General features: G+C 44.8%; 13 protein-coding genes. 9 read left to right on the top strand and 4 right to left on the bottom strand.

The genetic code is table 11. The annotated features are described in order from the left end of the window. The 3 genes from ABCM67_RS15460 to ABCM67_RS15450 form a co-directional block, all read left to right on the top strand. A partial coding sequence (locus ABCM67_RS15460; protein ID WP_342993005.1) for a CDP-glycerol glycerophosphotransferase family protein occupies positions 1-2,622 on the top strand: 2,622 nt, incomplete at its 5' end. 15 nt (positions 2,623-2,637) lie between these two features. Then, complete coding sequence (locus ABCM67_RS15455) at positions 2,638-3,714, top strand: acyltransferase (protein ID WP_059086127.1); 1,077 nt, start codon at positions 2,638-2,640, stop codon at positions 3,712-3,714. Positions 3,715-3,766: 52 nt separating this feature from the next. Further along, on the top strand, positions 3,767-5,341 hold the full coding sequence (locus tag ABCM67_RS15450) for a serine hydrolase (protein WP_118752897.1): 1,575 nt from the start codon (positions 3,767-3,769) through the stop codon (positions 5,339-5,341). 139 nt (positions 5,342-5,480) lie between these two features. Here ABCM67_RS15450 and ABCM67_RS15445 read toward each other — a convergent pair whose 3' ends face one another. Both ABCM67_RS15445 and ABCM67_RS15440 read right to left on the bottom strand, forming a co-directional pair. Next, positions 5,481-6,401, bottom strand: coding sequence for a helix-turn-helix transcriptional regulator (locus ABCM67_RS15445; protein ID WP_147602835.1), 921 nt, complete (start codon positions 6,399-6,401; stop codon positions 5,481-5,483). Beyond that, positions 6,394-6,606 carry a TOBE domain-containing protein gene (locus tag ABCM67_RS15440; RefSeq protein WP_015527392.1) on the bottom strand — a complete coding sequence of 71 codons (213 nt, stop codon included), beginning with the start codon at positions 6,604-6,606 and terminating at the stop codon, positions 6,394-6,396. Before ABCM67_RS15440 ends, ABCM67_RS15445 begins: the two co-directional genes overlap by 8 nt. A gap of 307 nt (positions 6,607-6,913) precedes the next feature. Here ABCM67_RS15440 and modA point away from each other — a divergent pair, with 307 nt between their 5' ends. The 3 genes from modA to ABCM67_RS15425 all read left to right on the top strand — a co-directional run bounded on the left by modA (position 6,914) and on the right by ABCM67_RS15425 (position 9,628). Continuing rightward, on the top strand, positions 6,914-7,816 hold the full coding sequence (gene modA, locus ABCM67_RS15435; RefSeq protein WP_044961707.1) for a molybdate ABC transporter substrate-binding protein: 903 nt from the start codon (positions 6,914-6,916) through the stop codon (positions 7,814-7,816). A 67-nt stretch (positions 7,817-7,883) separates the two neighbouring features. Next, complete coding sequence (gene modB / locus ABCM67_RS15430) at positions 7,884-8,579, top strand: molybdate ABC transporter permease subunit (RefSeq protein ID WP_147602836.1); 696 nt, start codon at positions 7,884-7,886, stop codon at positions 8,577-8,579. Next, complete coding sequence (locus tag ABCM67_RS15425; RefSeq protein ID WP_147602837.1) at positions 8,579-9,628, top strand: ATP-binding cassette domain-containing protein; 1,050 nt, start codon at positions 8,579-8,581, stop codon at positions 9,626-9,628. The genes modB and ABCM67_RS15425 overlap by 1 nt, the downstream gene beginning before the upstream one ends. An 84-nt stretch (positions 9,629-9,712) precedes the next feature. On the opposite strand, the gene ABCM67_RS15420 is transcribed toward ABCM67_RS15425, so the two are convergent. Next, positions 9,713-10,801 carry a helix-turn-helix domain-containing protein gene (locus ABCM67_RS15420; RefSeq protein ID WP_021651931.1) on the bottom strand — a complete coding sequence of 363 codons (1,089 nt, stop codon included), beginning with the start codon at positions 10,799-10,801 and terminating at the stop codon, positions 9,713-9,715. Between the two features lie 103 nt (positions 10,802-10,904). Further along, complete coding sequence (gene ugpC / locus ABCM67_RS15415; RefSeq protein ID WP_092073095.1) at positions 10,905-12,020, bottom strand: sn-glycerol-3-phosphate ABC transporter ATP-binding protein UgpC; 1,116 nt, start codon at positions 12,018-12,020, stop codon at positions 10,905-10,907. Positions 12,021-12,350: 330 nt separating this feature from the next. On the opposite strand from ugpC, the gene ABCM67_RS15410 reads away from it, so the two are divergent. The 3 genes from ABCM67_RS15410 to ABCM67_RS15400 form a co-directional block, all read left to right on the top strand. After that, a complete protein-coding gene (locus ABCM67_RS15410; RefSeq protein ID WP_242872653.1) occupies positions 12,351-12,809 on the top strand; it encodes a transcriptional repressor in 459 nt (152 codons plus the stop codon). A gap of 259 nt (positions 12,810-13,068) precedes the next feature. Further along, entirely contained in the window at positions 13,069-13,410 is a 342-nt protein-coding gene (locus ABCM67_RS15405; protein WP_092073099.1) for a DUF6110 family protein, read from the top strand. Positions 13,411-13,424: 14 nt separating this feature from the next. Beyond that, positions 13,425-14,840, top strand: a 1,416-nt coding sequence (locus tag ABCM67_RS15400) for an HAD-IC family P-type ATPase (protein ID WP_342993004.1), incomplete at its 3' end; no start/stop codon positions are given.

Genomic DNA, 14,840 nt, shown 5'->3' with positions numbered 1-14,840 from the left:
GATGAACGGGACATGCGGGAGCTGGAGGAAGCCGGAGAAAAGGAGAAAGAGCTCAAGGACGAAGAGCTGGATAAGATCTACGGAGAGTTCAATCCGGAGGATCCTCGTTTCCGGGAGATACTGGATGACCGGGATCTTTTATATATTGACGGACTGGAATGCGGGGATCTTGTGGCGGAGCTGAAGGATAAGATAGCCGGAAGCTATGTTGTTTTTGCAAAAGCCGGAATCCGTTTTTCCCCAAAATCCAGTGCAGAGATCAGACGCTGCTTTGAGGAAGAAAACAGAGATGTTGTCCTAACAAAGATCCGTGGAAAAGGAAATATCCATGTGCGGGAGCATAATAATTACTGTAACCGTTTCACCGAAAAAACAACGCTGGATAACAATGTATATCTTCTGCATCAGCTGTATACCGCTTACGCATTTGCCGCAGATCAGGTGAAATGGGTATCCGAGATCCGTCCGGAGATCTGGTATCTGGATGTGATGACCATGGTATATCAGTCCGTTGTAAGCTGCCGGAGTCTGGGAGTGGCTTCAGGGGAAGATATCTATGTGCAGATCCTTGCGGACCATCTCATGGTGGAGGACTGGAAGAATATGCTGCAGGATCCGGACCAGCTGGAGGTATTTTATCAGGAATTTTTCCGAAAGATCGCAGACTGCAGAATAAAAGAAAATCCTGTTCATGAAAAAAATGCAGATTATGTGCTGCTGTATTACAGCGCAAAAATAGCTGATATCATATTTGATAACGAGAAGCTTGATGAAGAGAAAAAGTGCAGATATGAGGAAGGTATCGAAAGCTTCCTGAAGCAGATGGAGTTTCCGGAGATCGTGATGTCCAATCAGCATATCAGCAGGGCAAACAAAGTATATCTTCTCCGAAAATATTATCCGGATATATGCAAAAAATTTCCGGATCAGGCAGACACGATCCTGAATCCCATATATGACAATCTCCGTGTCAAGATATTCCAGCCGGAAAAAGACCAGCTGCACTGTGAATTTTCCATTGTGGAGCCTGTGAGCAGGACAAACCGTGCATATATGATGACTGGTGGCAACACCTATGAAGCCAGATGGAAATATACACTGGAAAGAACCGGCTGGTGCAGAGAAGAAAGTGCCGTTGAGAAGCTGTATATCGTGGACATTCCGCTTTCCGAGATCCGGGAGTTTATCAGCTGGGGCACAGGCACAGATGGACATATAAATAAAATGTACAATATTTCCTACGGAAAATATGTGCCATTTACAAAGAAGCTGCCGCTTTTCCTGCATATAGAGGATAAGCTTCTGTATCTTAACGAAAAAGTCCGGATGATCCGTGGAGAGGATCAGGAAGATGCAAAGGTTCTGGGCCATCAGTATGAAGTAACGGTAGAGCCATACAGTCAGAGTAGGGAGAAACAGCTGAAGAAAAAACGCACCAAAGCAATATTTTCTCAGGGAAAGGCCGGAAAAAAGGCAGTTCTCGTACGTAAGCTCTACGAGATGCAGAAGGCAAAGCAGAAAAAGCAGATCTGGCTGATCTCCGATCGTACAACACGCGGAGATGACAACGGCGAAGTGATGTTCCGCTATCTCTGCGCCAATCCGGACCCTACGGTGGAGCCGTACTTTGTAGTCAACAAGGATACACAGGATTATGTGGAAATGAAGAAGCTTGGAAAGGTTGTGGAGCCTTTCTCCTGGAAGCATAAGCTTCTGTTCCTGCTGAATGAATTTTCACTGTCCTCCCAGGCTAACAAACCGGTGATCAATCCTTTTGGAAAGCTGGAGTATCTGTACCGCGATATCATCTATGACAAAAAGCTGGTATTTTTACAGCATGGTGTGACCAAAGACAACCAGTCCAAGTGGCTGAACAAATACAACCGTAATCTTTTCGGATTTATCGTCAGCACAAAGCCGGAATATGATTCTGCCTTTACCTATGACTATTTTTATCCGGAAAAAAATATCTGGCTTACGGGAATGCCGCGTTATGACCGTCTGGTTCATGATGAGCGTAAGTATGTGACGGTGATGCCTACCTGGCGCAAAAGCCTTTCCTCAGGAACCGATGCCAGAGGGGTATGGCAGCTTGGAAAAGAATTTCAGGAAAGCGAATATTTCCATTTTTATGATGATCTTCTCAACAACGAAAGACTTCTGGGAGCGGCAGAGAAGTACGGATATACCATCTGCTTCATGCCTCACCCAAATACCATTGACGGTCTGCATATGTTCCGTCATGATCCACGGGTAAAATTTATGGATTCGTCTTATTCCTACAAGGACATTTTTGCCCAGACAGATCTGATGATCACGGACTATTCTTCGGTTGCCTTTGATTTTGCATATTTAAGAAAACCCATCGTATACTCCCAGTTTGACAGAGACAGCTTTTTCAGTGGCGCGCATTCCTACACAGAGGGATACTTTGACTATGAGAGAGATGGCTTCGGAGAGGTGGAGCATACACTGGACGGAACTGTGGACCGGATCATCGAATATATGGCAGACGGCTGTCAGATGAAAGAGGAATATCGGAAACGAATGGATGAGACCTTTGCATTTAATGACCGTAACTGTTCCAAACGAGTTTATGAGAGGATCATCGAGAATCGGTAATATGGAGGTTGGATTTTGGAAGGAAAGCAGGCAATAAAGTTTGATAAATATAATTCTCAGGCGATGAAGGGCATTGCCATTGTTATAATGCTGTTCCATCATATGTATCTGAGTCAAGATAGATTTGAGGGGCTGAATGTTGTTTTCACTCCGTTTTCAGCAGATCGGATCATGTATCTGTGCAGAACATTTAAGATCTGTGTACCGATCTATGCATTTATTTCCGGATACGGACTGTATCTCAGTTACAGAAAAAATAATTCTACACCTGGCAAGTGGACAGCCAAAAGACTGATAAAAACAATGGGAGGGTTCTGGATTATATGGGGGCTTTCTGTTGTGAGCTCGCAGCTTTATAACGGCTATGCCGTGGCCAGATATTTCGGAAACGGAAATATTGCCAAAGGTGTTAGCGCAATGGTGCTGGATTTTTTTGGTCTGGCGAAACTTTTCGGAACTTCGACTCTGAACGGAACCTGGTGGTATATGAGTGCGGCGATCATTTTTATCATCTGCGTGCCACTGTTTATGATAAAGGAAGAATATCTGGTATTTATTCTTGTGGCTGTTGCAGCATTTCCACGGATAATTTCCCTGGAGGTTATGGGAATTACGGGTATTTATGCATTTTTACCGGTATTTCTCATGGGAATGTGTGTAGCCAAGTATGATCTGTTTAACCGATGGTTTAAGATATGGAATGCTGGAATGAAGCATGTTTTCAAATTTCTTCTGGAGCTTCTTGCGGTGTTTATTTTGTATAAAGCGTACAGAACTTTGCCGCTGACGGTATACAGTGAGATCCACTGGGGTGTGTATCCAATTGTATTTATGGCATTTTGCTGCGAATTTATTAATGTCATTCCGGGAGTGCGACAGATTTTATTGTTCCTCGGAAAACATTCCATGAATATATTTCTGATACATACATTTATAAGAAAATCTTCTTTTGTGTATGTGAGTGGATATTTTCTGACCAATACACTGACGCTTCTGCTGGCTTCACTGGCAGTGTCCATAGCGCTGGAATGGCTGAAAAAGGTAAGCGGATACAACCGCCTGATCCAGAACATCTGTGTGAAAATAGGATAATAAAGATAAAGGAGAAAGACCTGCCATCGTCTGTGGCAGGTCTTGTTAAAGTATGAAAGCAAAAAAAACAGTTTGTATATATTGGTTGATATTAGTAGTGGTTTTTGGATGTATTATTGGTGCCAGAAGTACAGAGATAAAGGTCGAGGCTGCTGAAAGAACGGTACGATTTTGGGATAACAGTGGAAATTATCTTCAGAAATCTGGCGGGAACTGGTATTTGAAAGATTCTAATAAGCGAAAACTTACCGGATTACGTTATTTGTCAATCCCAAAGACAGAGTTTTTAAAAACAGGATTTTATATGTTTGATAAAAACGGAAAACTTTTGAGAAAGCAATCCGTTTATTATTTCGATAAAAAGACAGTTTCTGGTGTCCGCTTTGATAAATACCACATCACAGACTCCAATGGAAGAATTTCAAAGGGAGAGCGTGGCTTTGTAAACATAGCTGAACAGAAGGTACGGGGCAAAAAAATTATCGCAGGCATTTATTATGTGGAAGCGTACGGAAAACTGGCTGATCGTGGAACAGTACGCTATATAAGACAGAGAAGATTCGGTGGGCGTAATTTTAAAGGTGGTTATTATTATTTCTATGGAACCGGAAGAATCTGCATGTGTCCGTCTTTTCATAAAGTGAACAAAACAGTTCAGGGAAAAAAGTTTAACGGAATTTATTATTTTGGCAATGATAACGGAAGAATGGTACAGAAGGCAGGGTGGGTAACCTGTGAGGGCCAGCAATATTATGTAGACCAAAATGGAAAAATGCTGGTGAACCGGTGGAAAGATGGTTATTACCTGAAATCGAACGGAACCATTGCGAAAAATATGAAAACACCGGATGGTCAGTATGTGGACTGGCAGGGAAGAAAAAGTACAAGATCAGAGTATGCTCTAAGTGCATTTAAATCGGAATTGGAGAGCTTTGTTTCTGCCTACGGTGGAGACTGGTCTGTTTATATAAAAGATCTGAAAACAGGAAATGTTGTAAACATAAATGATCGGGAAATGTATCCGGCAAGTACGATCAAGGCATTTGTGATGGCGTCGGTCTATGATCAGATCCGTCAGGGAAAAATGCAATACAGCTCCGGTGTGTACAGCTTGCTGTGGGATATGATCACCGTCAGTGATAATGAATGTTATAATGAACTGGTAAGGCGTCAGGGAGGCGGAAGCTTTGTAGGAGGAACGGCTGTAGTGAACCAATATCTTCGAAAGAACGGTTACAAAAATACCGGTTGTCACAGTTCCCTGCATCCGTCTTCTTCTGCCTGGAGCAGTGATGGCTGGCGTAACACGGCATCTGCAAAAGATTGTGGGATACTCTTAGAAAAAATCTATCGAGGTCAGTGTGTTTCTCAACAGTATTCCAGAGAAATGCTAAATCTTTTACTGCATCAGACGAAACGATACAAAATTCCATCAGGTCTTCCGACAGGTATAGTATGCGCGAACAAAACTGGTGAGACAAGCTCAGTTCAGCATGATATGGCAATCGTCTATGGAAAGAAAACAAATTATGTATTATGTATATTTTCAGAAGGCGCTTCCGAAGATCATTTACTGTACGGAATTCGTTCGATTTCTTCAAGAGTATATCAATATCTGAATAAATAAAGATCAGCCAGCAGTCATAGGATCAAGAAACTTCCTTAATTGGGCAAAAATAAGGAGTGATCATTGACGTGCTGGCTGATTTTGTATTATCAAAGAAATGGTTGTGGAAGAATTTTTTACATAAGCGTTTTTCTTAGCCCTAAATATGCCGGATATTTCCGGTGTTAGTAGTATCGTATCCGGTTTGAAGAGCTAAAAACCGGCGGAAAGGTTCGGATGCAATGGTTTCCGCTACGGCCTGAAAGCCGGGGGTGCTCAGATTTTTGGTCTGCATAACCAGGAAGAGTGATTCCTGGCAAACAGGAAGAAAATCCAGCTCCGGAAAGCTTCTCGCTACACAGGCCTCGCCAAGAGCTATGTCTGCCTGTCCGCCAGCCACTGCAGCAGCCGTGGAGTGATCGGTAACAAGCTCATTTCGATATCCGGATATGGAATCCGGTGAAATTTCGGAAGACAGAAGTGTACGGTCAAGAAGGATACGACGGCTGCTTCCTTTTTCGCGATTCACAAAAATAATATCTGCCCGTGTAAGATCAGAAAATCCCCGGATATTCTTGGGATTTTCTTTTTTTACATAGAAGCCGACAGGATATTGACACAGAGAGATCACAGTCAGTGGGATACCGGGTATAAGGCTATGGATATCTTCCGGTGAGGCGGATGCACAGGCAATGTGGACTTTTTCAAAATAGAGAGAATACAGTCCGTTGTAGGTGTTCATGTGAGACTGCAGAACCGGCAGATTGTCCGGGTGTGTGGGAAGCTGATTTAGGAGAAAATCCAGAGCCGGAGAAGCCTGTCCGCTGATGATCAGTCCACTGGAATGCAGAAGATAATCCCTTTTCAAAAGAGAACTCTCCGGCTGGTGATCATAAGACTGAGCAGAAGACGCAGAACATTCCGAACCCTTAAGATACTGAGACAGCTGTTCCTCGCTGACCCGCAGCTGTTTGCCGACTTTGGAGGAGGAAAGCTCTCCGCGTTTGATCAGGTCATATACTGTGGATTTTTTGATCTTTAGTTTATCTGCAACTTCCTGTGCTGTGTAGACTTTATTCATCGATACCTACCATAACATTGGTTGCCTTAATCACTGCGTAAGCATCAGAGCCTACTTTCAGTCCAAGTTCTTCCACCGCCGCACAGGAGATGGTAGCAGTGATGATATTTCCACCACCGATATCGATGGAAACGATGGAATTTACAGCTCCCTGGTTGATGTTGATGATTTTTCCTTTTAACTGATTACGTGCACTGAGTTTCATAAGTAATTCTCCTTTTCTTGAATATTGAATGAACCGGATCAGGCAAGTTCTCTGCTTCCGTTGTGCAGAGCAATGAACCTTGTGTGGGATTTGTCTGTATCAGGAGTGCTGTAAGCCACTCATGATAAGAAACGAAGCGGATCGTGAACATCCGCCTGGCTTGTCAACTATGTATTTATGATAGCACTTGTAGAGAAAAACAGCAATGCCTTATAGCTTGACAAGAAACTTTCCTTTCGGTAAAATTAAACAAAACCATTCAAAACTAAACAAAACTGAACGAAACGGAAAAGGAGAGAAACAAAAGATGAAGAAAAAAATCTTAGCAGCCCTTACCGCGGGAATTTTAACAACAGGCCTTATGACCGGAACTGTTTTTGCGGCGGACACAGAAGTGAAAGGTGATGAGAACCTGAAGGGAGAGGTTTATGCATTTATTGCTGCCAGCCTCAGCAATTCCATGGAGGAGATCCAGAAGGATTTCAATGAGCTTTATCCGAATGTAACGATCTATTACAGTGCAGACAGCTCAGGTACACTGCAGACACAGATCGAGGAAGGTGCACGCTGTGATCTTTTCTTTTCAGCAGCAGATAAACAGATGGATGCCCTCACAGAGGAAAAACTGACAAAGGAAGACACCGTTAAGGATCTTCTTGAGAACAAAGTCGTTCTGATCAGACCAAAGGACGGAGAGACAAAGGTAACAGGATTCGAGAATATCACAGACGCTGAAAATATGGCGCTTGCAGGAGAGGATGTTCCGGTGGGACAGTACGCCCGTGAGATCTTTAACAATCTTGGGATCATGGACGATGTAAACAAAATGGAGATCAACGAGTGCAAGAATGTAACGGATGTACTTGCAGCAGTCAGTGAAGGAAGCAATGAGGTTGGTGTTGTATATGCGACAGATGCTGCGTCTGTTACTGATAAAGTAGATATCATCGCAGAGGCGCCGGCAGACAGCCTTAAGACGCCGGTTCTTTATCCTGTGGGACTTATCGAGGACAAGGAAGCATCGGAAGACGATACCAGGGCAGCAGAGGCTTTTCTTGATTATGTAGAGTCTGATGCAGCGATCAAGGTATTTGAGGGCTATGGATTTACAGCATATGAGGATGAGGATTCCGAGGATGCCACAGAAGCTTCTGCAGACAACACGGAGGCTGAGGACAGCACAGCTTCCGCAGACAGCACATCCAAATGAGTATGATGTAGAAAAACGGCAGGCAGTAAATATTGAAACACAGTAAATGCCGGCACAGGAATGAAATATGACAGAATTTTTGAGAGAAATAAACTGGAGTCCTCTGTGGATTTCCTTAAAAACAGGTCTGGCAGCCACAGTGATCGCTTTTTTTCTGGGAATATTTTGCGCCCGGAAGATCATGAAGCTGAAGCCGGGAGCCAGAGCAGTACTGGACGGGATCCTTACTCTTCCGCTGGTACTTCCTCCTACAGTGGCTGGATTTTTTCTGCTACTGATCTTCAGTCTGAAAAGGCCCTTTGGAAGCTTTCTTCTGGATAATTTTGATATTAAGATCGTGCAGACCTGGAAGGGCTGTGTGATCGCAGCGGCAGTGATCGCATTTCCGCTGATGTACCGCAATGCACGGGCTGCTTTTGAACAGGTGGATATAAATCTTATCCATGCAGGTCAGACTCTGGGGATGAGCGACAGCCGGATATTCTGGCGGGTAGTCATGCCGGCGGCAGGACCGGGGATCGCATCCGGAACAGTGCTGGCATTTGCACGTGCGATTGGAGAATATGGCGCAACCTCCATGCTTGCCGGAAATATCCTTGGAAAAACCAGAACAGTTTCTGTTGCCATTGCATCAGAGACAGCAGCCGGAAATTACGGAACTGCAGGCTTCTGGGTCGTTGTGATCGTGCTGATCTCCTTTGTGATCGTAGCGCTGATCAATATCGTATCCGGAAAAGGTATGAGAACAAGAAGGTGGATCTGATGGCAGTCAAAGTAAATATCGAAAAAAACTTCCGTGATTTTTTCCTGAAGGTAGATTTTGAAGGCAGTTCGGCAGCCATTGGGCTTCTTGGTGCTTCCGGCAGCGGAAAAAGCATGACCTTACGCTGTATTGCAGGAATCGAAACACCGGATAATGGAAGGATCGTCATCAATGGAAAAACAGTGTTTGATTCTGAAGCAGGGATCGATCTGAAGCCCCAGAAGCGTCGGATCGGATATCTGTTTCAGAATTATGCGCTGTTCCCAACCATGACAGTGGAACAGAACATCCGCTGCGGTTATCGTGGGGAAAAATCCTCCGCCAGAGAAAAAGTGGCAGATCTGATCCGGCGATATCATCTGGAGGGGCTGGAGAAGCGCCTGCCCTCACAGCTTTCCGGCGGACAGCAGCAGAGAGTGGCACTGGCCAGAATGATGATCGGAGAGCCGGAAGCTATTCTTCTGGATGAGCCGTTTTCCGCACTGGACAGTTACCTGAAGGATGTGCTCCAGCGGGAGATGCAGGATTTCCTCAAGGACTATCCGGGAGATATGATCCTTGTGACACACAGCAGAGATGAGGCCTATAAATTCTGCAGGGAGCTTTCCATTGTACATGAAGGCAGGATCCTTGTGACCGGGGAGACAAAGCAGCTGTTTGAGAGACCGGGACTTCTGGAGGCAGCAAAGCTTACCGGCTGTAAGAATTTTTCCAGAGCGGAGAGGCTGGGACCTCACGAGATCTATGCGGCGGACTGGAAAATGAAGCTCCATACCGAAGAAAATGTAGATGAGGACATTACTTACGTAGGGATCCGCGGCCACTGGATCCGCCCGGAATCAGAGCCGGGTGAGAACTGTATGGCAGTGCAGGTAGACCAATACATAGAAACTACATTTGAACATCAGTATATGATCCGGAACAAAGCGGAAGAGAATGCTGCCGGATTATGGTGGATGCGTCCCAAAAACAGCTTTACGGAGGATCCGGGTAAAGATCTTCCGGAATATCTGTATCTTCCACCGGAGCATCTGATGCTGCTGAAATAAAGAAAACCCCGGAAACAGACATTATCTGCTGTTTCCGGGATTTTTTGTGCACCTGCATTTTTGATGGATTTTTGCGGACAGGAGCTATTTTCCGTGATTTCCGGAATAGGTGATGTAATCGGACACCATCATGGCAAGCTTGAAGGCCAGTGCATCCTCAAAGGTACGGATATCCAGGCCAAACCGCTTCTGCAGCTTTTCAAAACGGTACACCAGAGTATTCCGGTGCACATAGAGCTGTCTGGAGGTTTCAGAAAGGTTCAGGTTATTTTCAAAGAAGGTCCGGATGATATTGAGGGTTTCGTCGTCAATAGATTCCAGGGATTCTTCTCCGAAGATCTCGCCTACAAACATGTTGCAGACCTGAGTGGGCAGCTGATAGATCAGACGGCCAATGCCCAGACGGTTATAACCGAAAACATTTTTGTCAGCATAAAAGATCTTGCCGACCTCCAGAGCAGTGCGGGCTTCCTTGTAGGCATCGGAAAGCTCCATGATATCATCTGCAACATTGCTGTAGGAAACCCAGGCAGAGGTCATGGCCTCTGTATTGAGCATATCCACCAGCATGCAGGCGATACCCTCCAGTTCTTCGTAGCTTTCGGTGCTCTGAAGCTCACGTACTACGATGATGCCGGAATCATCCAGTGCAGTGATAAAATCCCGTGTACGGGCAGAAAAGATGTTGCGGATGGTAGCCAGGGCATTTTCGTCCTTGTGCTGCTTGGTTTCCACAAGAAATACCGCACGGCGGGCGGAAGGTGTAATATGAAGACGGGCAGCCTTGTTAAAAGCTTCTACCTGGGAATAACGGTCCAGGAGAAGATTTTGCATAAAGGAGTTCTTGTCTGTTTTTTCCGTATAGGCAGTGAGGAGACTTTCTACCTGGCAGACAGCAAGCTCTCCGATGGTAGAAGCCTGCTCTCCGGAGCCCCATACGATCAGAAGCATATTGCTCTGAGGTATGTTGTTCAGCTTGTACAGACTGCAGCTGCGGTTGGAGATGCATAAGGCAGGATCCTCCCGGAACTGAGCAAGCTTTTCAGAAGAAGGAAGTCGACGGTCCCCTGTGGAAATGTATATCTGGTCATTTTCATCCAGAATACAGAAATCAAGACCGCTGATCCGGTTCCAGTCATCCAGACATTTTTGAATTGTTTGCTGTATTTTCATAAAAAGCGTCCTTTCTGATGTGAAATAAAACTAGTGAAATAAAAAGAAACCCCGGGAAATCATATCCCCGGGGTTACATTCTGTTTTTATGATTCGACGAGAATTAGTTTGTGATAGTAAGCTCTGTCTCTTTGTCGAAGAAGTGAGCTTTCTCCATATCGAATGCAAATCTGATCGGATCACCGGTCTTAGCTGTTGTACGAGGATCAACTCGTGCTGTAACCTGAGTTCCGTCAACATCGAAGTACAGGAATACTTCAGCACCAAGAAGCTCGTAAACTTTAACTACGGAGTTCATTGGTTTGCTTGGAGATGTCTCAAGGAACATCTGAGAATCATGGATATCCTCAGGACGGATACCAAGAACAACTTTCTTTCCAACATAGCCTTTGTCTTTCAGGACTTTAGCTTTAGCTGCCGGAACGATAACCTCATGCTCACCACCGATCGTAGCAATTACATTGCCGCCTTTTTCGGAGATAACAGCATCAAGGAAGTTCATCTGCGGAGATCCCATGAATCCTGCAACGAAGAGGTTGCCTGGTTTCTGATACAGGTTCTGTGGTGTATCAACCTGCTGAACAACACCGTCTTTCATAACAACGATTCTGGTACCAAGTGTCATAGCCTCTGTCTGGTCATGTGTTACATAGATGATAGTAGCACCAAGTCTCTGATGGATCTTGGAGATCTCGATACGCATCTGTACACGAAGCTTAGCATCCAGGTTGGAAAGAGGCTCATCCATAAGGAATACCTTAGGATTACGAACGATAGCACGTCCCATAGCAACTCGCTGTCTCTGACCACCGGAAAGAGCCTTCGGTTTACGATCAAGAAGCTTGTCAAGGTCAAGGATTCTTGCTGCTTCACGAACAGCCTTGTCGATCTGGTCCTTCGGAACTTTACGAAGTTTAAGTCCGAATGCCATGTTATCATAAACTGTCATATGAGGATACAGAGCGTAGTTCTGGAATACCATTGCGATATCACGGTCCTTAGGCTCAACATCGTTCATGACTTTGTCACCGATCTTAAGTGTACCACCGCTGATCTCCTCAAGACCTGCGATCATACGAAGTGTTGTAGATTTTCCACATCCGGATGGTCCTACGAAGATGATGAATTCTTTGTCTTCGATCTCCAGGTTGAAATCTTTAACTGCCTGGAAGCCATTCGGATAAGTTTTATTAATGTGAGATAATGATAAACTTGCCATTGTTGTTTCCCTCCAAAATTAATATATTGTTTTACGTAATTTCCTTTGCTGGTTAACAGTATATCGAAAATGAGAGAAAAGGGCTAGAGCTGAATCTTACAAAGTTTCCGGCAGTTTCTTGTCATTCTGACGAAAAAACGAAAGGGGATTTTTCGTCATTTTGTCAAAACGACGGTTTCCTATGTACAGGTTCACGAAACATTATACGGTATTCAGGCAGAATCCTCAATATGTAAAAAAGTTCAAAGGAGTTATTTACAACTAACCTAAGTTGGAGTATACTAACTTATTAGATAAAAGAAAAGTTTTCTCAATAAAGGAGGGATCAGAATGCATATTGCAGAAGCCGAAACAGAAGAGAAAAAAACAGGATGCTACCGACATACAGAGATGCAGAGGGATCTTATTATAGAGAAACTGAAGGAGAAGGGGCTCCGCATCACCAGACAGAGAAAGATTCTTCTGGACATTATCCTGGAGGGAGAGTGCTCCTGTTGTAAGGAAATCTATTACAGGGCTTCCGCACTGGATCCGAAGATCGGTGTAGCTACAGTATACCGTATGGTCAATACGCTGGAATCCATCGGTGCTATCAGCCGAAAGAATATGTATCGCGTGGCATGCAGCACAAAAGGCGCCTGCACAGTAGAACTGGATGATGATACGATATGCCATCTGTCCGGACAGAAGCTTAATGAAGTGATCCTTGCAGGACTTCGGGCCTGTGGGGAGATCAGTGAACAGAATATCCGTACCCTGGCGCTGCTGCCTGTTCATGAGGTCGGGTGAGTATGGAAAAGCTATGGCACAATATAATAGGAAAGAAGAGGTTTGTACAGACTAAGAATTAGACAGATCAAACTATTAGTAAAAATTAACTGTTAGGTAAAAATAACTGAAAATTTAACGAATTGTGCTGAGTTCACACAAAAAACACTGGACTTTTTTTTACAGACATTTTATAATATTGAAAATATCGGGGCGGACATGAAAAATCCTCACCGGGAATCAGAAAAAAATAAAAATCATATATCAGGAGGAAATTATTATGGCAGACTTTAAATTCAAAAAATCAGGACTTTTTGCAGCAGGCGTTCTTTTCGGAACAGCAGGAATCAAGATCCTCACAAGCAAGGATGCGAAGAAGCTTTACACAGGATGCACAGCAGCCGTTTTAAGAGCTAAGGACTGCATCATGAAAACAGCTACGAATCTTCAGGAGAATGCGGAAGATATTTATGCTGAAGCTAAGGAGATCAATGAGGAAAGAGTAGCAGCTGAAGAGGCTGTAGAGGATGTTGAGACAGAAGCAGAGGAAACTGCAGATGAGGATGCATTCAAAGAAACAGCAGAAGAGACAGAAGAAGCAGCAGAAGAGACAGCTGAGTAAAGAGGCGATTTTCCGTGAAATTTTATATCAAACATGAGACAAGAGGCCGGCTTCGTATCCATCTTGCTCAGAAGAGGATGAGCTACGGGCAGGCAGATACGCTGTTGTATTATCTCGAGAATCTTGATGGAGTGGTTTCTGCCAAGGTATACGAGAGAACCTGTGACGCAGTTGTAAATTATCGGGGCAGTAGAGCTGCGGTTATCCGTGGTATCAGCGAATTTCATTATCAGGATGTAGAGGTTCCTTCACAGGTGCTGCAGAGCTCAGGGAGAGCACTGAATGCAGAATATCAGGAGAAGCTGATCTCCAAGGTGATCTGCCATTACGGAAGAAGGCTTTTTCTGCCATATCCGCTGAATGCCATTTATACAACAGCTACTTCCCTGAAATATATCTGGAAGGGAATCGATACACTTCTTCACCGTAAGATCGAGGTGCCGGTCCTGGATGCCACTGCAATTGGAGTGTCTGTATTACGTCAGGACTTTGGTACTGCAGGCTCCATCATGTTCCTGCTTGGAATCGGAGAGATCCTGGAAGAGTGGACGCATAAGAAATCTGTAGGTGATCTTGCAAGAACCATGTCCCTGAATGTTGGCAGGGTATGGCTGAAGAGAGAGGATCAGGAGATCCTGGTAGAGTCCGGAGAGGTCCAGCCGGGAGATGAGGTTGTTGTACGTATGGGTACCGTAATTCCTTTTGACGGAAGTGTTACAGATGGAGAGGCTATGGTCAACCAGGCTTCTCTTACCGGTGAGTCTGTACCTGTATGCAAGAAAGAGGGCAGCGTTGCCTATGCAGGCACTGTTGTGGAGGAAGGTGAGATCACCATCCGCGTAAAGACGGTAGGTGGTTCCAGCCGCTATGACAAGATCGTTACCATGATCGAGGAGTCTGAGAAGCTGAAATCTTCTTTGGAGGGAAAGGCAGAGCATCTGGCAGATAAGCTGGTTCCCTATACTCTTGGAGGAACAGCACTTACATATCTCCTTACCAGAAATGCCACCAAGGCCCTTGCGATCCTAATGGTGGATTTCTCCTGCGCGCTTAAGCTTGCAATGCCGATCTCTGTATTGTCTGCGATCCGTGAGGCCGGTACACATAAGGCTACAGTTAAGGGCGGTAAATATCTGGAAGCAATGGCTGAGGCAGATACCATCGTATTTGATAAGACAGGAACTCTGACAAAGGCGAAGCCAACCGTTGTGGATGTGGTTCCTTTTGACAACAATGATCCGGAGGAGATGTTGCGTATCGCCGCATGTATGGAAGAGCATTTCCCACACTCCATGGCCAAGGCTGTTGTCAGTGCTGCCAGGAAGAAGCATCTGGCCCATGAGGAGATGCATTCAAAGGTTGAATATGTAGTAGCGCATGGAATTTCCACTACGATCGAAGACCATAAGGCCGTGATCGGAAGCTATCAC

This window comes from Blautia sp. 2227st1_G12_2227SCRN_220401, assembly GCF_039062885.1.
Taxonomy (GTDB): domain Bacteria; phylum Bacillota; class Clostridia; order Lachnospirales; family Lachnospiraceae; genus Blautia_A; species Blautia_A fusiformis.
This window is presented reverse-complemented; position numbering and strand designations above follow the sequence as displayed.

Bases quoted from the DNA above. Each gene is read 5' to 3' on its own strand.
- ABCM67_RS15450 (WP_118752897.1), top strand. From the start codon at position 3,767: ATGAAAGCAAAAAAAACAGTTTGTATATATTGGTTGATATTAGTAGTG.
- ABCM67_RS15445 (WP_147602835.1), bottom strand. From the start codon at position 6,401: ATGAATAAAGTCTACACAGCACAGGAAGTTGCAGATAAACTAAAGATC.
- ABCM67_RS15440 (WP_015527392.1), bottom strand. From the start codon at position 6,606: ATGAAACTCAGTGCACGTAATCAGTTAAAAGGAAAAATCATCAACATC.
- modA (WP_044961707.1), top strand. From the start codon at position 6,914: ATGAAGAAAAAAATCTTAGCAGCCCTTACCGCGGGAATTTTAACAACA.
- modB (WP_147602836.1), top strand. From the start codon at position 7,884: ATGACAGAATTTTTGAGAGAAATAAACTGGAGTCCTCTGTGGATTTCC.
- ABCM67_RS15425 (WP_147602837.1), top strand. From the start codon at position 8,579: ATGGCAGTCAAAGTAAATATCGAAAAAAACTTCCGTGATTTTTTCCTG.
- ABCM67_RS15420 (WP_021651931.1), bottom strand. From the start codon at position 10,801: ATGAAAATACAGCAAACAATTCAAAAATGTCTGGATGACTGGAACCGG.
- ugpC (WP_092073095.1), bottom strand. From the start codon at position 12,020: ATGGCAAGTTTATCATTATCTCACATTAATAAAACTTATCCGAATGGC.
- ABCM67_RS15410 (WP_242872653.1), top strand. From the start codon at position 12,351: ATGCATATTGCAGAAGCCGAAACAGAAGAGAAAAAAACAGGATGCTAC.
- ABCM67_RS15405 (WP_092073099.1), top strand. From the start codon at position 13,069: ATGGCAGACTTTAAATTCAAAAAATCAGGACTTTTTGCAGCAGGCGTT.